General features: G+C 38.5%; 14 protein-coding genes and 1 other RNA gene. 12 read left to right on the top strand and 3 right to left on the bottom strand.

All coding sequences use genetic code 11. The annotated features are described in order from the left end of the window. Positions 1-27: 27 nt before the first annotated feature. The 3 genes from BFL47_RS08625 to BFL47_RS08635 all read left to right on the top strand — a co-directional run bounded on the left by BFL47_RS08625 (position 28) and on the right by BFL47_RS08635 (position 2,989). Positions 28-1,074, top strand: a complete 1,047-nt coding sequence (locus BFL47_RS08625; protein ID WP_069659391.1) for a LacI family DNA-binding transcriptional regulator — start codon at positions 28-30, stop codon at positions 1,072-1,074. 222 nt (positions 1,075-1,296) lie between these two features. After that, complete coding sequence (locus BFL47_RS08630; protein ID WP_069659392.1) at positions 1,297-2,448, top strand: galactokinase; 1,152 nt, start codon at positions 1,297-1,299, stop codon at positions 2,446-2,448. A gap of 7 nt (positions 2,449-2,455) precedes the next feature. Then, entirely contained in the window at positions 2,456-2,989 is a 534-nt protein-coding gene (locus BFL47_RS08635; protein WP_069659393.1) for an RNA methyltransferase, read from the top strand. Positions 2,990-3,086: 97 nt separating this feature from the next. Here BFL47_RS08635 and BFL47_RS08640 read toward each other — a convergent pair whose 3' ends face one another. Both BFL47_RS08640 and gltB read right to left on the bottom strand, forming a co-directional pair. Continuing rightward, positions 3,087-4,556, bottom strand: coding sequence for a glutamate synthase subunit beta (locus BFL47_RS08640; RefSeq protein ID WP_069659394.1), 1,470 nt, complete (start codon positions 4,554-4,556; stop codon positions 3,087-3,089). Positions 4,557-4,558: 2 nt separating this feature from the next. Beyond that, positions 4,559-9,064: a glutamate synthase large subunit gene (gltB, locus tag BFL47_RS08645; RefSeq protein ID WP_069659395.1), complete on the bottom strand. Its 4,506-nt coding sequence runs from the start codon at positions 9,062-9,064 to the stop codon at positions 4,559-4,561. Between the two features lie 278 nt (positions 9,065-9,342). Here gltB and ffs point away from each other — a divergent pair. The 6 genes from ffs (at position 9,343) to BFL47_RS08675 (ending at position 13,965) form a co-directional block, all read left to right on the top strand. After that, positions 9,343-9,441, top strand: an RNA gene (ffs, locus tag BFL47_RS08650) — signal recognition particle sRNA small type. 130 nt (positions 9,442-9,571) lie between these two features. After that, entirely contained in the window at positions 9,572-10,240 is a 669-nt protein-coding gene (gene fsa, locus BFL47_RS08655; RefSeq protein ID WP_069659396.1) for a fructose-6-phosphate aldolase, read from the top strand. Positions 10,241-10,301: 61 nt separating this feature from the next. Continuing rightward, positions 10,302-11,285 carry a YpdA family putative bacillithiol disulfide reductase gene (locus BFL47_RS08660; protein WP_069659397.1) on the top strand — a complete coding sequence of 328 codons (984 nt, stop codon included), beginning with the start codon at positions 10,302-10,304 and terminating at the stop codon, positions 11,283-11,285. 70 nt (positions 11,286-11,355) lie between these two features. Then, positions 11,356-12,480, top strand: coding sequence for a cyclic dehypoxanthinyl futalosine synthase (gene mqnC / locus BFL47_RS08665; RefSeq protein ID WP_069659398.1), 1,125 nt, complete (start codon positions 11,356-11,358; stop codon positions 12,478-12,480). Between the two features lie 191 nt (positions 12,481-12,671). Next, positions 12,672-12,959 (top strand): hypothetical protein, encoded by a 288-nt coding sequence (locus tag BFL47_RS08670; protein WP_069659399.1) that lies wholly within the window; start codon positions 12,672-12,674, stop codon positions 12,957-12,959. 274 nt (positions 12,960-13,233) lie between these two features. Next, complete coding sequence (locus BFL47_RS08675; RefSeq protein WP_245681330.1) at positions 13,234-13,965, top strand: SGNH/GDSL hydrolase family protein; 732 nt, start codon at positions 13,234-13,236, stop codon at positions 13,963-13,965. Between the two features lie 68 nt (positions 13,966-14,033). Here BFL47_RS08675 and BFL47_RS08680 read toward each other — a convergent pair whose 3' ends face one another. Continuing rightward, a complete protein-coding gene (locus tag BFL47_RS08680) occupies positions 14,034-15,032 on the bottom strand; it encodes a D-isomer specific 2-hydroxyacid dehydrogenase family protein (protein WP_139125797.1) in 999 nt (332 codons plus the stop codon). Between the two features lie 224 nt (positions 15,033-15,256). Between BFL47_RS08680 and BFL47_RS08685 the strand changes: the two genes are divergently transcribed. Genes BFL47_RS08685 through BFL47_RS08695 form a run of 3 tightly spaced genes read left to right on the top strand, consistent with a single transcriptional unit; the run spans position 15,257 to position 19,742 of the window. Continuing rightward, a complete protein-coding gene (locus tag BFL47_RS08685; RefSeq protein ID WP_069659400.1) occupies positions 15,257-17,764 on the top strand; it encodes a cation-translocating P-type ATPase in 2,508 nt (835 codons plus the stop codon). A gap of 50 nt (positions 17,765-17,814) precedes the next feature. Continuing rightward, positions 17,815-18,492: a response regulator transcription factor gene (locus BFL47_RS08690; protein ID WP_069659401.1), complete on the top strand. Its 678-nt coding sequence runs from the start codon at positions 17,815-17,817 to the stop codon at positions 18,490-18,492. Beyond that, positions 18,489-19,742 carry a sensor histidine kinase gene (locus BFL47_RS08695; RefSeq protein WP_211480956.1) on the top strand — a complete coding sequence of 418 codons (1,254 nt, stop codon included), beginning with the start codon at positions 18,489-18,491 and terminating at the stop codon, positions 19,740-19,742. Before BFL47_RS08690 ends, BFL47_RS08695 begins: the two co-directional genes overlap by 4 nt. Positions 19,743-19,754: the final 12 nt, after the last annotated feature.

The raw sequence follows: 19,754 nt of genomic DNA on the forward strand, positions 1-19,754 counted from the left end.
AAAACGGCATATAGGCCATTAGCTTAAATGAAAAAAATTACAATTTTAGATATAGCAAAAGAGCTGGGTATCACATTTTCTACTGTTGCCCGGGCATTGAACGATCATCCAGCAATTAGTGCCAAAACTAAAATGGCTGTAAGAGAGACAGCAGAACGCCTAAATTACAGGCAAAACAAAATAGCTTCTTCGTTAAGATCAGGCAAAAGCAATGTGATCGGTGTGCTGGTTCCAAGCTTACAGGTCACCTTTTTCAGTTCAGTTGTGTACGGTATTGAGCAGGTGATGAATGCCAACGGCTATAACATATTATTATATCAATCCAATGAAAAGCTGGAACAGGAAAAAAATGGAATTGAAACATTTTTACAATCCAGGGTAGACGGTATTATTGCCTCCATCTCTACTGAAACCACGCACGTTGAGCATTATCAGGAAATCATTACCCGTAAAACTCCCTTACTGTTTTTTGACCGTATCCCTACACAGTTATCTGTTCCTTCTGTAACGATTGATGATTATAAAGGAGGATTTATTGCGACAGAACATTTGATTAAACAGGGATATAAACGTATTTTACACATTACGGCTGAGCAGGATATTGCCATATTTAAAGAACGATTACGTGGATATATAGATGCTTTACTGCATTATAATTTGAAGATAGATGAAAATCTTATTATAAAGGGCAACTTTTCTCTTGCCTTTGGTAAACAGGTTATTCAGGAAGCAAAAATAAATGGTTTAAACTTTGATGCAGTGTTTGCATTAGAAGATTTTACGGCAATGGGTGTCATGCAGCAATTACTGGAATATAAGGTAAACATTCCGAAGGAAGTTGGTGTAATTGGCTTTGCTAATGAATCTTTTGGAAGTCTGGTTACTCCTAACCTATCTACAATTGATCAGCAAACGCTCACTATGGGAAGAGAGGTTGCTAAATTATTCTTGAAACAGATTAAGAATGATACCTTGGAGGATCATCCGGAGCAAATTGTGCTGGATCCAATTTTGATTGTCCGTAATTCCTCCAATAAGAAAAAACCACATTTTAAGGTATCTAAATCAGACTAATCAATACCCAAGAATAAAATTTAATTCTATTAATAAATGCTCATGCTCAATATTTTAATTGGTCATTTCTATTGGTAAAACTTCAGATTTTATCACGTTAATCATTCCTGACATGCAGCATTTTAATTTGGCTAATGGTTGCTGAGGCTTAGTGTTTTAATTACACTAATGATTCCGAAAACCAAGTAAATTATTACATTTGCCATTATCAGTAATAAAGCCATGTTAGATAACCTTAAATTAAAATTTTCTGAACTATTTGGACAACAAAGCCAAAATACTTTCTTTGCTCCTGGACGTGTAAACCTTATTGGGGAACATATTGATTATAATGGTGGACTGGTTATGCCTTGCGCTGTAACTTTTGGAACTTACCTCTTAATTGCTCCAAATAAAGAGGGAATCTTTCGCTTCCACAGTACTAATTTTGAGGATGTATTGGAGATTCCATTACAGGACGACTATGAACGAACAGGAAAAGAATGGTATAATTATCCATTAGGTGTAATTCATAATTTTCTTGTAGGTGGAAAAAATGTCCATGGACTCGATCTGTTGTTTTATGGGGATTTACCTATTGGTGCAGGTCTTTCTTCCTCTGCTTCTGTTGAAGTAGTCATGGCTTATGCCCTTAACACTATTTTTAACTCCGGATATTCAAAACTTGATTTAGTCAAGATCGCTAAAAAAGTGGAAAATGAATTCATTGGTGTGAATTCAGGTATCATGGATCAATTTGCTGTGACATTCGGTGAAAAAAATAAAGCCTTGAAGTTGGATTGTGAGACCTTGGATTATGAAGCTGTAGAATGTGATCTTGCTGATCATCTGCTCGCTATTATTAATACCAATAAGCCACGCAAACTGGCAGAGTCGAAATACAACGAACGGGTAAGTGAATGTCAGGAGGCCCTGCAGGCTCTGCAATCCGTACTTAAAATAGAGAATCTATGCGAAATTCATACTGATACATTTAATCAGCATAAGGACCTGATTAAAAATCCTATTGTTCAAAACAGGGCTAAACACGTTGTGGAAGAAAATGACCGTGTAATTGATGCAGCTAAAGCATTGGCCGCTCATAAACTAGCTGAGTTTGGTGTACTGATGTATGCTTCTCATGAGTCGTTAAAGACCCTTTATGAGGTATCAGGGGTTGAGCTTGACACTGTTGTTGATTTTTGTAAAACCTATGATGGTGTTACAGGAGCAAGAATGACTGGTGCCGGATTTGGAGGTTGTGCCATTGCATTGGTCAAGAAAAATCAATTTGACGATTTCAGTAAGTCAGTTACTGACTATTATACTGCTAAAATTGGATACGCGCCTTCAGTATACAGTTCTGAAATTGGTACTGGTGTAGTTGAACTTTAATTAAGAAATGCATAAACTCAAATTGGATGAACTCAACAGGGTAAGCGTTGATGAATTTAAAAAACAAAAAAAATTGCCTCTTACCATTGTCCTGGATAATGTAAGAAGCATGCATAATGTGGGCTCTATTTTTCGTACATCAGATGCCTTTGCAGTAGAGAAAATTGTTCTTTGTGGAATTACAGGTCAGCCTCCTCACCGTGAGATTGAGAAAACGGCACTTGGAGCGACTCAATCTGTCGAATGGATACACTTTGACTCCACACTAGAGGCCATTACCTCGCTTAAAGCTGATGGGCTAACCATCATTGCACTAGAACAGGCCAATAATAGTATCAGTTTGGACGAGTATAGTCCAATGCCTGATAAAAGATATGCTTTGGTATTCGGAAATGAGGTAAACGGTGTTTCTGAAGAAGTGATGGATAATATAGATACCTGTATTGAAATCCCTCAATTTGGCACTAAACATTCTTTTAATATTGTGGTATCAGCGGGTATCGTTCTGTGGGACTTTTATGTTAAGTTATCAAAAGCTTAACCTTAGAAGGTTCTAAACAAAAAATGCTGCTTTCTCTCGAAAGCAGCATTTTTTGTTTAGAACCAATTTATATTTTATAGTTTTTAAAGTTAAAAAACTAAGCGTACATGCTTTCAGCATCTTTACTTTCAAGAGAGGTATAACCAGAAAGAAACTGGTCTACTCTTCTGGCTGCTTCACGACCTTCAGAAATGGCCCAAACAACAAGTGACTGTCCACGGCGCATATCTCCGGCAGCAAAAACTTTATTTACGCTCGTTTGATAGACACCTTCCTGGGCACGTACATTTCCACGTTCGTCTAGCTCCACTCCTAGTTGTTCCAGTAATCCCACCTTTTGAGGAAATAAGAAACCCATGGCAAGGAATACACGCTGGGCAGGTAATACACGTTCAGATCCTTCCACTTCAGCAAACTTTATTGGTCTGCCAAAAACGTCAGTTTCCCATAGTACATCTACGATACGAATTCCAGTCAGATTACCATTCTCATCTCCAACAAATTCCTTCGTATTTACACTCCATGAACGGTTGCAACCTTCTTCATGAGAAGATGTGGTTTTAAGAATCATTGGGTAAGTAGGCCATGGCATGCTTTCTGTACGGGATGCAGGAGGCACAGGCATCAATTCAAATTGAATAATAGACTTAGCACCTTGTCTGTTAGATGTTCCTACACAATCCGATCCTGTATCACCTCCACCAATTACGATAACATCTTTTCCGGTAGCAAGAATTTCTTCCCCCTGTACTTCAAGTTCGCTTACCCGTTTATTCTGTTGTTTAAGGAATTGCATAGCATAATAAACACCTTTTAATTCCCTTCCCGGAGCTGGTAAATTACGAGGCATAGTAGAACCACCGGCCAATACAATAGCATCAAAATCACGTAGTAATTCGTCAGCTAATATATGTACACCAACCTCTGTATTGCATTTAAACACAACACCTTCTTCCCGCATGATCTGAATTCGACGCTCTACAACCCATTTCTCCAATTTAAAGTCAGGTATGCCATAACGAAGTAGTCCCCCTGCACGGTCATCTCTCTCAAAAACGGTTACCAAATGACCCGCTTTATTAAGTTGTGCAGCGGCAGCTAAACCTGCAGGACCTGATCCTATTACAGCGATCGTTTTTCCTGAACGGATTAAAGGCACTTTAGGTTTAACCAATCCTTTTGAATAGGCTATTTCAATAATGTGCTTTTCAATTTCCTCAATGGTTACCGCAGGCTTATTAATACCCAAAACACATGAAGATTCACATGGAGCAGGACAGATTCGCCCTGTAAACTCAGGAAAATTATTGGTTGAAGACAAAATAGTATATGCTTCTTCCCAATTTTCCTTATAAACAGCATCATTGAATTCAGGTATAATGTTGCCAAGTGGGCAGCCTGAATGACAGAATGGTATTCCACAATTCATGCAACGGGCAGCCTGATTATTCAGCTTATCAGCTGCAAACATCGTATTAAATTCTTTATAGTCTTGAATACGTTCTTCAGGTGATCTCTTTGAAGGAAGCTCCCTGGTGAATTCTTTAAAACCTGTAATTTTCCCCATAATCAATTTACTGGTTGATATTGTGCGTGTTGTAAAACTCTTTTATATTCTTTTGGAAACACTTTAATAAACTTTCGTGCTTCATCATTCCAGTTACTTAGCAGGAATAAAGCAAGGCGACTTTGGGTCAGCTTGAGATGTGTATTCAACAAAGCAAGAATTTCTTCCTCATCTTCTCCAGTTAAAGGATCCAGATCAACCATTTCCGGATTGCAATTCTCTGCAAAAGTGCCATCAAGGTCGTAAACCCAGGCGATACCACCACTCATTCCAGCAGCAAAGTTACGTCCTGTTTTACCCAGGATTAAAGCTCTTCCTCCGGTCATGTATTCACAACCATGATCTCCAACACCTTCAACCACTGCTACCGCACCAGAATTACGTACTGCAAATCGCTCACCAGCCTGACCGCGAACAAATAGCTCTCCGGCAGTTGCTCCGTATAGAGCTACATTACCAATGATGATATTATCTTCTGGTATAAGTGTACTTTCCGATGATGGATAAATAGCAAGTCTGGCTCCAGACAAACCTTTACCTACATAATCATTTGCTTCACCTTCGAGCTCAAAACTTAAACCCTTAGCACAAAATGCACCAAAACTTTGTCCTGCAGATCCAGTGAACTTATAATTAATGGTATTATCAGGTAATCCTGCTGAATGATAGATTTTAGATACCTCATTTGAAAGCAATGTACCAATGGTCCGGTTTGTATTTCTTAATTCAAAAGATCCGAACACGGGAGTTTTATTTTCCAATGCCTGCTTTGCATGCTCCAATAACTTCCAATCCAGAATATCACTCATACCATGATCCTGAGACTCACTATTATAAAGAGTAAGATGAGAAGGATTAGTAACCGGGAATAATATAGCAGAAAGATCTAAAGTTTTAGTCTTCCAATGTGTGTTATCCTCACGTACTTTTAAAAATTGAGAGCGTCCAACCATATCGTTAATCGTTTTGAACCCAAGTTCAGCCATGATCTCTCTCAGCTCTTGCGCTATGAAGTGGAAAAGATTAACAATATGTTCGGGTTTACCGGTAAACAACTTACGTAATTCAGGGTCTTGAGTAGCAACGCCAACCGGACAGGTATTAAGATGACATTTACGCATCATAATACACCCTCCTGCTACCAGAGCAGATGTAGCAACACCCCATTCTTCAGCTCCAAGAAGTGCTGCAATGGCAATATCCCTTCCAGTCTTAAGCTGGCCATCGGCTTGTAATACGACCCTGCTTCTTAATTTATTACGAACCAGTGTCTGATGTGCTTCTGCTAATCCAAGTTCCCAAGGCAGTCCTGCATGTTTAATAGAACTCAAAGGAGATGCACCTGTACCTCCATCATATCCGGCTATTAGAATTACATCTGCATGCGCTTTCGCAACTCCTGCAGCAATAGTTCCCACGCCTGCTTTTGAAACTAGCTTTACGTTAATCCTGGCATCACGATTCGCATTCTTTAAGTCGAATATCAACTGCGCAAGATCTTCAATGGAATAAATATCATGATGTGGTGGTGGAGAAATCAAACCAACACCAGCAGTAGAGTGACGGACCTTTGCAATCCATTCGTCTACTTTATGTCCAGGAAGCTGTCCACCTTCACCAGGTTTAGCGCCCTGAGCCATCTTAATTTGAAGCTCATCCGCATTCGAAAGATAATACGATGTCACACCGAATCTTCCTGAAGCCACTTGCTTAATGGCGGAACGCATGGAATCGCCATTTGGCAGCAGCGTATAACGCATATCATCTTCGCCACCTTCACCTGTATTGCTTTTACCACCAATACGATTCATTGCGATTGCCATTGTACTATGTGCTTCATGAGAGATCGATCCGAAAGACATGGCGCCTGTCGCAAATCTTTTCAAGATTAATTCGATAGGCTCAACTTCCTCAATCGGAACAGGTTCCCTATGATGCGCAAACTCAAATAAGCCACGCAGCGTGTACATCTTCTTCGACTGATCATTTATATGCTTCGCATATTGCTTGTAAATAGAATAATCATTCGTTTTAGTCGCCTGTTGTAGTAAGTGAACCGTTTGAGGATTAAACAAATGTGCTTCTCCCCTACGTTTCCATTGATAAATACCACCTTCAGGAAGCAGTTGTTCTTCGGGCTTCGCATGAACGAAACCATGATTGTGTTTAAAAAGGTTCTCCCTGGCAATCTCATCTAAACCTAAACCTCCTATACGGGTTACCGCACCGGAAAAATAACGATCGACAACCTGTTTATTGATCCCCAAAATTTCAAATATCTGTGCACCCTGGTAGGATTGAAGTGTAGAAATTCCCATTTTAGAGAAAATCTTTAACAAACCATCACAGATCGCTTTTATATAATTTTTAGCGAGATATTTATATTCTAAAGATGTTTCTAGTTTATTCTCATCTTTCAGTGCATAAATAGAGGCAAGAGCCAGGTAAGGGTTGATTGCGCTTGCACCAAAAGCTAACAGACAAGCAAAATGATGCACTTCCCAAACATCTCCGGCTTCTATAACAAGACCAACCTGACCTCGGAATCCAAGACGTATAAGATGATGATGTACGGCAGAAACTGCTAATAATGAAGGTATTGGTGCATGTTCGGAGTCTATTGCCCGGTCTGAAAGTATAAGTACTTCAAAACCATCATTTACAGCATCCTCGGCATAACGGCACAAACGCTGCAAGCCATTCTCTAAAGCTCCGGGTTGACCGTCTGCCTTAAAGTATGTCTGAATAGTTTTGGCATGAAACATGCCGGTATCGATACTTCTCAATTTCTCCAGTTCATAGTTTGTCAGGATAGGCTGCTTCAGCGCAACAACATGACAATGCATTTTATCCTCGTCCAGTAAATTACCATTGCTTCCGATAAAGGTAGCCAGACTCATGACCATCCGTTCCCGGATCGGGTCAATTGGTGGATTGGTAACCTGGGCAAAGTATTGCTTAAAATAACTGGAAATATGCTGAGGGCGATCAGAAAGAACAGCCAATGGAACATCAGTACCCATAGACCCGATTGGTTCCTTGCCATCAAGTGCCATCGGTTTAATGATGATTTCAATATCTTCACGAGAGTACCCGAATACCTGCTGATATTTTAATACCGAATCGTTAGAAAGATTAGTAAAGGCCACCCTTGGCTCAGGAAGATCCTCGATATTGATCTTATAGTTTTCAAGCCATTCGCCATAAGGCTGACTTGAAGCGATAGAATGCTTGATTTCGTCATCAGTGATGATCTTTCCTTCTTTGAGATTGACCAAAAACATTTTACCAGGTTGAAGACGACCTTTTTTAATAATGATCTTTTCTTCAATAGGTAAAGCACCGGCCTCAGAAGCTACTATAATACGTTTATCATTTGTGATTGCGTAACGAAGCGGACGGAGTCCATTTCTATCCAACAAGGCACCTATTTGCGTACCATCTGTAAAAGTTAATGCAGCAGGACCATCCCAAGGTTCCATTAACGTAGCATGAAACTCATAAAAGGCCTTTTTGATCGGATCCATCTGTTCATTGCCATCCCATGCCTCAGGAACCAGCATCATCATCACGTGAGGTAATGAGCGACCGGTATGCGCTAAGAGCTCCACAACATTATCCAGACAAGCCGAATCAGACTGACCTTTATCAATAACAGGAAGAACTATCTCCATTTCTTCCTTCGAAAAATAAGAAGAAGCATAAGACCTTAACCCGGAATAAAACCAGTTTAGATTACCTGTTAGTGTATTTATTTCTCCATTATGAGCTAAAATCCGAAAAGGCTGAGCTAACTTCCATGAAGGGAATGTATTGGTAGAAAACCGACTATGTACCATACCAAAGGCTGATGTAAGCCTGGTGTCCTGAAGATCCTGATAATAGGTTCTCAACTGGTAAGTAGTCAACTGTCCTTTATATACAATGATGCGACTGGATAAAGAGGCAATATAAAAATCCTCATTGGTGATTGATGTAGTAATCAATCGGCGGAACACATATAATTTCCGTTCAAAATCCTCGTCACTTAAAGAAGTGGCTGGACGACTTATAAATAGCTGTTCCACTGAAGGCTCAACAGCCAAAGCAGTCTGCCCTACCACAGATCGATCCACAGGAAGCAACCTGAAGCCAAGAATTGTTAATCCTAATCGTTCAGAAGCGCTAATAATAGTGGTACGGCATGATTCCTTTTCATTAAGATCTTTTGGAAAAAAGATCATTCCCACCCCGTAGTGTCCGGGTTCAGTTAAATGAATATCAAGTGAGATACATTCCTCCATGAGAAATTCATGTGGAATTTGTAATAATATACCGGCACCATCTCCGGAATCAGGATCACATCCACAAGCTCCTCTATGCTCCATATTCTCAAGAATAGTAAGCGCATCTGATACATTCTTATGTGATTTTTGTCCGTTGATATGAGTAATAAAGCCTACCCCACAAGAATCGTGTTCAAATTCAGGGCGATATAAACCCATCTGGTCATTTTCAGTTTGTTTCATTAGACAATACAAATTACGATTTAAGGTTTTGACCTTATAAGTTGACACTTTAACAATACTTACGTTAAATTAAAGTTAACTAAAGCAAACATAACTTTTATTAACAAGTTTTTAAAATAAAATACTGTATTTTATAATATTAATAATTCATTCAATTTATCAAAACAATCTCGCAGAATCCTATGGTGATAGAATGAAATAATAATCCAAGATAAGGTATTTATATTTTTTTTCAAAATCATTTTCTAGTTTTATATAAATTATTACCTTTGACCCAAGGGTTAGTCTTCTACGACCAGCTCCTCTTGAACTCCCCCAGGGTGGGAACACAGCAAGGGTAAAGAGTTGAGCGGTGCGATAGAAGGGGCTAGCCCCTTTTTTTTTCTTAAAAATCCACATTATTCTTCCTAACCAATTATCAAAGCTTTAACTTAGCCGGGCTGCATGGGTTTTCTCTATTAAGATTATTGCTGACTCCTGTATCCTTAACTAAAATTAAACATTAACATGAAATTTTTTATCGACACTGCAAACCTTGCACAAATTAAGGAAGCCCATGACATGGGAATACTTGATGGAGTGACTACGAATCCAAGCCTGATGGCAAAAGAAGGCATTACTGGTCAGGAGAACGTAATCAATCACTATAAAGCCATTTGCGAAATTACAGATGGTGATGTCAGCGCAGAAGTTATTGCGGTTACATTTGATGAGATCATTGCTGAAGGCGAAGCCTTAGCTAAGCTACATCCAAAAATTGTAGTTAAAGTCCCTATGATCAAAGAAGGCGTTAAAGCAATCAAATACTTTACTTCTAAAGGGATCAGAACAAACTGTACTTTGATATTTTCAGCTGGACAAGCATTACTTGCCGCGAAAGCCGGAGCAACTTATGTTTCTCCATTTATCGGACGTTTGGATGATATCTCTACTGACGGAGTTGCCTTGATTAAAGATATTAAGACTATTTACGCCAATTACGGGTACAAAACTCAGATCCTTGCTGCTTCAGTTCGTCACCCGATGCATATTCTTCAATGTGCATTAGTAGGAGCCGATGTGATCACTGCTCCCCTATCTGCTATTGCTGCTTTATTAAAACATCCTTTAACAGATAGTGGTCTAGCTCAGTTCCTTGCTGATCATGATAAAGCTGCTGCTAAAGTACTTGCTTAATTTTCTTACACGTCCGTAATTTCATTACGGACGTTATTTATCTATTTTAAAGATAAACGCAATGATATCTTCATCCGCCATTCCTGTTGATGTTCTAATTATTGGTGCCGGTCCCATTGGTTTAACCTGTGGAATAGAAGCCCAAAACGAAGGCCTTTCCTATGTGATAATTGAAAAAGGCTGCCTTGTAAACTCCCTCTACAACTATCCGGTCAACATGACCTTCTTTTCTACATCCGAAAAACTGGAAATCGGAAACATTCCTTTTGTATCCGTGAACAACAAACCCACACGAGCTGAAGCACTTGAATATTACAGAAGGGCGACAATCCATTATAATCTGAATGTTCGTTTGTTTGAAGAAGTAATTGAAGTACAAAAAACGAAAGGAGATTTCTTTGTAAAGACAGCTAAAGCTTCTTACCAGGCAAAGAACATCATTATTTCGACAGGCTTTTATGATGTTCCTGTGAAATTAAATATCCCCGGCGAAGAGCTTCCCAAGGTAAAGCATTATTATAATGATCCCCATTATTACGCTTTTCAAAACGTAGTCGTAGTTGGCGCAAGTAATTCATCCGTTGACGCCGCATTGGAAACTTATCGCAAATCCGCACAGGTAACCATGGTCATCAAAGGATCAGAAATCAATAACAGGGTGAAGTACTGGGTGCGGCCTGATATTATAAACCGCATTAATGAAGGAAGTATAAAAGTCTATTATAACTCCACACTAAAGGAAATAACACCTGATCAAGTTATTATTAATACTCCCGAAGGTGAAGTAACCATACCAAACGATTTTGTATTGGCCATGACAGGCTACCTTCCCAACTTCAGTTTCTTAAAGAATATGGGAGTTGAATGTTCGATTAATGATGAACAACTGCCCACCCACAATGAAGAAACAATGGAAACCAATATACCCCATGTTTACCTGGCAGGAGTAGTTTGCGGTGGAATGAATACACACAATTATTTTATTGAAAATTCACGCGAACACGCAGAAAAAATAGCCAAACATATTCATCTTAATATCGCTTAATTGACGTTTTAATGACCGCATATCGTTATTTTTTCTAAAAATGGATTAAACTCACAGTATCTTTGCAGGGATGAATAACCAGGATCTGCTTAAGAGGGCGTTAACCTTCGATTTCCTAACACAAGAGGAAGGAGTTTTCTTATATAAAAATGCTTCTACTGCCGAGTTAATGTACACGGCTAATGAACTCCGTAAAAAACAAGTACCACATGGTAAAGTTACCTGGCAAATCGATCGTAATGTAAACACCACTAACGTTTGTATTGCCAACTGTAAATTTTGCAATTTCTTTAGGCGTCCTGGGCACCCTGATAGTTATATCACCGATATTGAAACCTACAAAGTCAAGATCGAAGAGACTTTCCGCTTGGGAGGCGATCAGCTGCTTCTTCAGGGAGGACACCATCCCGATCTGGGTTTGGCATTCTATTCTAATTTATTCAGACAATTAAAAGAACTCTACCCTACTTTAAAGTTACATTCCCTTGGTCCTCCCGAGATTGCGCATGTTGCCAAGCTGGAAGGACTAAGTCATACCGAAGTTTTAAAAGAACTCATGGCTGCGGGATTAGACTCACTACCAGGTGCTGGAGCTGAGATCCTAAATGACCGTGTCCGCCGGCTTATTTCTAAAGGCAAATGTGGTGGTCAGGAATGGCTGGATGTCATGCGTGCAGCACATCAATTAGGTTTAGGTACTTCGGCTACAATGATGTTCGGACATGTTGAAACCATTGAAGAACGATTTGAACACTTAGTTTGGATCAGAGAAGTTCAAGCTGAAAAGCCAGCAGAAGCTCCAGGATTTATAGCCTTTATTCCATGGCCCTTTCAGGATGATGGAACATTACTTAAACGTGTAAGAGGGATTAAAAATGAAGTGTCCGCAGATGAATACATACGGATGCTCGCTTTAAGCCGCATCATGCTTCCAAACATAAAAAACATTCAGGCATCCTGGTTAACAGTAGGTAAAAGTGTTGCACAAATTTGTCTTCATGGTGGCGCAAATGACTTTGGCTCCATCATGATAGAAGAGAACGTAGTAAGTGCAGCTGGTGCACCGCATCGCTTTACTTCAGAAGGAATCCAACAATCGATCAGAGAAGCAGGTTTTGAACCTCAGTTACGTAACCAAAAATACGGATTCAGGGACGTTCCCTCTCAAATACAACAACAAACCATTACATATTAGTTTATTTTTTTTTAGCTTCAGATCTAAAGTAACTATAACGAATTGAGCTAGCCTCAGATGTAAAACATTATAAAATCAGACTGTGCCTCTTTACAAAAAACACGGTCTCCTTTTCTTTATTAAATTGAAACAAACAAAATCGCAGCTTGATACGTCATTCATAAAGTCAATTGTACCACAGACTTTAAGAAATGAAGAAGATCCAGCTTTTCAGTGCACCTACTATAGCAACCTTACAAACTGAAATAAATGAATGGCTTGCTGATAATAAAGACGCACACCTAATTGAGTCGAATATTACCAGTCTCTCCAATGTTAATCTATCAGGCACTGATGATATAGCAAAAGCAAAATTTGCCTTTTATATTCTATACTCACCTGCCAATGAAAGCGAACAAGAGAGTATCCTAGCTGCAGAGAAACAACAAATACCTTCAGAACTGATTGATCCGCGTAATATAATAGCTGAAATTAATTAGTATACTGATTTTTGCAAACCGAATACTTTGGCTTTCCAATTAATTGACCATCATTTTGGACAATAACATTTGCTGTTCCTATATTTCGAACTGACGGTATTCAAACACATTATAATGCCAAATTATTTTCTTCTGCTTACCCATTTTCTATTTTATCCCCATAAAAGTTTGAATTTCTTTTACTTACCAATTGAGAACTAAACAAACCAAAAGACACAATACACACTTGATCAATAAAACTGCCCAAACTATTCCATTTTAAGTGAGTTGTTTTATGATGAAAATAACACCTGTAATTCTGTCGCTCTTTATATTAATGGGTTGCAGCAAGAATGAACCACCTGTCCTGAATACGAATGACCAGCAACTATCTGCGACTATTGTATCAGCCACAACTCCGCCAAAGCAATACTATCTTGCATTGGGCGATTCCTATACCATAGGAGAATCGGTAAGTCAGCAACAAAGTTTCCCCTACCAGCTTGTTACGAAACTCAATTTAAAGAATAAAAACTTTGAAGTTCCGACAGTTATAGCTAAAACAGGCTGGACAACCAGTGATTTGCAGAAAGCCATTGTAGCAGCTAAATTGACCAGAAAGTACAACTTTGTCAGCTTATTGATTGGGGTAAACAACCAATATCAAGGATTATCAAAAACGACCTACCGCACACAGTTTCGTGACCTGCTGAACACGGCAATTCAATTTGCTGATGGCAAGGTCACTCATGTGTCAGTGATATCCGTTCCAGACTGGGGTTTAACCCCTTATGGAAAAAAGAGTGGAAGAGATCAAGCTAAAGTTTCAGCCGATATTGATGCTTTCAATGCCATTAATAGAGAAGAAACACTTGCACGAGGAGCCAGTTATACGAACATTACTCCCGCTTCAAGAAAAGTTACATCCGATCCTTCACTAGTTGCTTCAGATGGATTGCATTATTCGGCAAAAATGTATACGATATGGGTAGACGCTATCATAGCCACATTTAATAGAGATAACTAAACTAACATTTAAATAGCCAGCTGCTTTTTAATTACTCCTACAGAGTCAGTTAAGAACCGCTGGCTATTTTATATTTCATTATCGGCCCGACCTTCTTTAATAAAGGAAACAAGGTTTTTAACCCCGCAGCTCACCATACTTTTGACCGCATTTTCAGTATAGAAAGCCATGTGCTGAGTCATAATCACATTTGGAAATTGCCTGATATAAGCCATATCCCTATTAATTATAATGTCCGTTCTTCTGTCGAAATGATAAATCCCATCTTCGTTTTCAAACACATCAAGAGCCAATGCCCCTATTTTCTCCTTTTCAATACCTTCAATTACATCAGGCATATTCATCATTTCACCCCGGGAACAATTAACCAGAATTACACCATTTTTCATTTTTGAAAGCGAATTACGGTTAATCATTTTGACAGTTTGTTCCATTAATGGAACATGTAAACTAATAATATCCGATTCTTCGTATAGCGTCTCCAAATCAGTATAGATTGCTTTTTCTTTTACTTTGTCTTGCGGATAAGGGTCATAAGCCAGTACACGACAACCAAATCCGGAAAGAAAGTCAATAACCCTTGCACCAATTCTTCCTGTTCCGATAATCCCCACAGTCATATCCTTCATTTCCTTCCCCTGAAGTCCTTTTAACGAATAATCGTTAACGTTGCCCCGAAACATAGCCTGTTTGTATTTTCTCAGCGACATCAGAATCAGCATCAGTGTATAATCGGCCACACCATCAGGTCCGTAATCGGCATTACTAACCCTAATGTTTAACTTTCTTGCTACTTCAATGTCAATATTATTAAACCCAACAGAACGTGTCGCCAGATAATGGATATTCATCTCTTTCATCTGGCGAAGAATATCACCCGATATTTTACCAATTCCAAGAATACAAATGCCCTGACAACCTTGAGCTAATGGAAGGGTATCCATATTTAACATTTTATGACTGAAAGTATACACTACATTAAGGTCTTGAGCAAGGTCTTCAAACACCTTCCTTTCATCGTCCCTTAACTCATACACCATTATTTTTATAGCGGGTTCTTGCTGCATTTGCTGTTTTCTTGTCTGATTGCCGACAATATAAGGACATTCCTTTATAAATTGGAAGAAGAGTAAAGAAATCATAAATCTCATAAACAGCTAATAAATAGGCCAACGGTAAATCACCAAGTTCTCTTATTTATATCTTTTCTTATCGGTTTGATTGTAATATTTGAACACAAATTATATTAGCCTTTACAAAAAGCAGCTAAACCATCCTATCAATAATCATTATGGAAGAAAATATAGATTTACAAGGATTGTCTCCTGAAGAAGTCGTTGCCAGTCGATTAAAAAATGGGGCTAACTCAGCCTTCACCGAAAACAAAAACCCTTTCTGGCAGATAGTGAAAGATGTAATAACAGAGCCTCTTTTCTTTATCCTTGTTTGCGCGGCCTCTATCTATTTTATCTTAGGCGATTACCAAGAAGGCATCATCATGCTGGTGGCATTGCTTTTCATTTCTGCTATCTCCCTGTTTCAGGAAAACAGAAGCAGAAATGCGGTGGATTCTTTAAAAAAGCTCTCCAGCCCCCATGCTAAAGTAATCAGGGCTGGTGTAACCACAAATATTGATACCGAAGAACTCGTAATTGGCGATTTAGTAATTGTAGAAGACGGTAATATTGTTCCTGCTGATGCAAAGATCTTAAAGTCAAATGATTTTTCCGTCAATGAAAGCTTACTTACCGGAGAGTCACTTGCCATTGCAAAAGACTTACATGAGCCGAATAACCAACTATTTCAGGGAAGTACAGTCATGTCTGGCTCCAGCATTGCTCGTGTTGAAGTCATTGGAAAAAATACAGCTCTAGGTAAAATTGGACAATCCCTTCAGGAAATCGAAACCACTAAAACACCTCTACAAATTCAAATAAAAAGTTTCATCCGTTCCATGGTTATTTTTGGACTGATAGCTTTCCTCACTGTATGGGGTGTTAATTACTATATGTCAGGTAATCTGTTGCATGGCTTACTTCATGGATTAACGCTTGCCATGTCCGTATTGCCAGAAGAGATTCCGGTAGCATTTAGCACTTTCATGGCATTAGGTGCCTATCATTTGTATAAAAAAGGAGTCATTGCCCGCAGTCCTCATACCGTAGAAACACTAGGTGCAGCCACTGTAATATGCGCTGATAAAACAGGAACTATTACAGAGAATAAAATGCAGATCTCTGCAATCTATGATTTCGAGACAGATAAAGACTACGACTATACAAAAGATGCTTTTAGCTTAAATAAGGTTCTTGAATATGCTTTATGGGCATCAGAAACTGATCCTTTTGATCAAATGGAGAAATCTATTCACCAGGTTTATGGAGAAGTAGCTCCCAAAGATGAAAGGAAAGATTTCGTTTTTATGCATGAGTATCCTTTGAGTGGAACCCCACCCATTATGACCCATGTGCTGAGCAATAACAAAGGCACTTCCATAATAGCAGTGAAAGGTAGTGTTGAAGGTGTATTGAAGCAATGCAACTTGTCTCCTGATCAGAAAGCCAGCATCGTAAACAAAACAAAAAGTTATGCATCAAAGGGCTTTAGAGTACTTGCTGTAGCTAAATCAAATCAGGATTTATCCGGCTTACCTCTCACACAACAGGAATTCGAATTCGATTTCATTGGTTTAATTGCTTTTTATGACCCGCCGAAAGCAAATATGAAGAAAATTTTGAAGCAGTTCTATCAGGCAGGTATCAGTGTAAAAATGATTACCGGTGATTACCCTGAGACCGCAATTTCGATTGCTAATCAGATCCACTTCAAAAATAGTACATCCGTATTAACCGGTAAGGAAGTCATGGATATGGATCAAACCACGCTTTGCCAGCAAGTAAAAGTGGTGGACATGTATGCCCGCATGTTTCCGGAAGCAAAGCTAAAAATAATCGAAGCTCTTAAAGCGAATGGCGAGGTAGTGGCTATGACAGGAGATGGTGTAAATGATGGACCAGCACTTAAAGCAGCTCATATAGGTATTGCTATGGGCTTGAGAGGTAGTGAAGTAGCCAAAAGTGCAGCTTCCCTAATTTTAATGGATGATGATTTGAGTCACATGACCGATGCTGTAGCTTTAGGCAGAAGGATTTATGAAAACTTAAAAAAGGCCATTCAGTATATTATTTCCATTCATATCCCAATTATTCTGATTGTAACACTCCCGCTCTTGCTCTTTTGGAAATTCACAGATATCTTTTCGCCAATACACGTAATATTCCTGGAACTCATCATGGGTCCTACTTGTTCCATCGTATTCGAAAACGAACCTATAGAAGCTGGATCAATGGAAAAGGCACCAAGAAAAATGAGCTCTTCCTTTTTCTCCTTTAAAGAATTATCAGTAAGTATTATACAGGGATTCGCTATTACGGCTGCTTGTTTAGGACTCGGTTATTATTTTATGCTGAACGATCATAACGAAACACTGGTGCGTACCGTAATATATACTACGTTGATTTTTTCTAATCTTTTTCTAACTTTTGCCAACAGATCATTCTACTATTCCGTAATTACTACCATTCAATACAAAAACATATTTATTCCCATCATTATAGGCCTCTCATTAATCGTGCTCTTTCTATCGATCTACGCACCAGCTATTCAAAACATCTTTAAATTCGAGGCTTTAAACGGACTTGATCTTTTACTTTGCCTTATTGTTGCTTTTGCTGGAGTAATGTGGATTGAACTATATAAGCTTTTTTATACCCGCCGACAATTAGTTAAAAAAAGTTAAATTAGTAGACACTACAAATTGTCAACAGAATTTGTATCGATCTTGGATGTATGAAGATTTTGATTGTAGAAGACGAAGAGAGTTTACAAAAAAGTATACACCAATACCTGATTTCAGAAGGTAATGTGTGTGACTGTGCTTCAACCTACAATAATGCCTATCAGAAAATCGCACTTTACGCGTACGACTGCGTATTGCTTGATTTAACCCTCCCTGATGGAGAAGGACTTCAGTTACTAAAATTTCTAAAAAAGATGAATAAGGCGGATGGCGTTTTAATCATCTCAGCGCGTGATGCTGTAGACCAGCGAATTGAAGGACTGAGCTTAGGAGCTGATGACTATCTCGTGAAGCCCTTTCACTTGTCTGAGTTATATGCCCGAATCCTGGCAATAATAAGACGACGTCAGTTTAATGGTAATGACCGGATCATTTTCAATGAACTGGAGATCGACAGTCAAGCCATGGAAGTCAAAGTCAACGCTCAAAAGGTATATTTCACAAGGAAAGAGTTTGATTTGCTTTTATATTTCATGTCCAATAAATCCAAAGTGATCTCAAAGTCTGCTGCCGCCGTACATATCTGGGGTAATGAGGCTGATATGGCTGATAGTTTTGATTTCATTTATACCCACATTAAAAACATCAGAAAGAAGTTAACCGATGCTGGTTGTAAAGACTACTTTCATTCTATTTATGGAGTAGGCTACAAATTCGTCGAATCTTGAAACTTTTCAGCAGGTACAACGGAGTATTATTGATGATTAGTTTTGCCGGATTCATCATCATAGGTTTTCTTTTTCACAGGACATTGAGCTACTATCTAAACCGGCAGATGGATGATCAGCTAGAAGAAGAGCTCTTGGAAGTAAAACAATATACAGCTGGTAAAAATAACTTATACCAGCCAAACACTTTTGAAGAGCTTGTTATCCAGTATAAAAAGACAGCTGAAAAAAGTAATACAAAAATCATTGCTGATACTGTTTTTTATAATACAGAAAAGCACCAAATGGAAACGGGTCGATATCTTCAGTCCGCAATAACGCTTAATGGTGATCGATATAAGGTTTCAATTATTGCTTCAAAAGTAGAGAATGAAGAACAGATTAAAAGCATTCTCAAGGTTATCATATTACCGGTCCTAGCATTACTAATTATCCTTTTACTGGTTAACCGATTTATGATCAGAAGTTTATGGAATCCTTTTAAACAACTCTTGATTAACATTAAAGCCTTCAATGTCAATCAGGATGTTCCATTTAAGCCCGTTAAAACCTCTATAAAGGAATTCAGTGACCTCAATAGCGCTTTTATTGATCTTTCATCTAAAGTAAAATCCGACTACAAAGAAATTAAACTATTCACAGAAAATGCTTCACATGAGATGATGACTCCTTTAGCGGTAATTAATTCTAAACTGGATACGATGCTGCAATCCCATTTATTAGGCAGAGAAGAAAGTGAGCTTTTGACCGACATGTATAAAGCAACGTCGAGACTGACCAAATTAAATCAGTCCTTGTTGATGCTTGTAAAAATTGATAATAATTTATTGAATGACCAGGAGGATATTTTAATTAGTAGGGCAATAGAAGAAAAAATCCTGCATTTTCAGGAACTGATTTTGAAAAGAAAATTGACTATTCACCTTCATCTTGAACCGACTACCCTATATATAAGTCAACAGTTACTCGAAATTTTACTTAACAATCTTTTCAGTAATGCCATAAGACACAATATTGACACAGGATCAATAGACATCAATTTAACCGCTACAGAACTTATTTTTTCAAATACGAGTGTAAATGGTGGTTTAGATGAGGTTAAGATATTTGAACGCTTTTATAAAGATACAACATCCGAAGGCACCGGTTTAGGTCTCTCGATTTTAAAGCAAATCTGTAACCGACTCCAATATGAGCTAAAATACACATATGAGCTAAATTTGCACCACTTCATTATTCGATTTTCATAATTAAAGAACCGC

Source organism: Arcticibacter eurypsychrophilus (assembly GCF_001730525.1).
GTDB lineage: Bacteria > Bacteroidota > Bacteroidia > Sphingobacteriales > Sphingobacteriaceae > Arcticibacter > Arcticibacter eurypsychrophilus.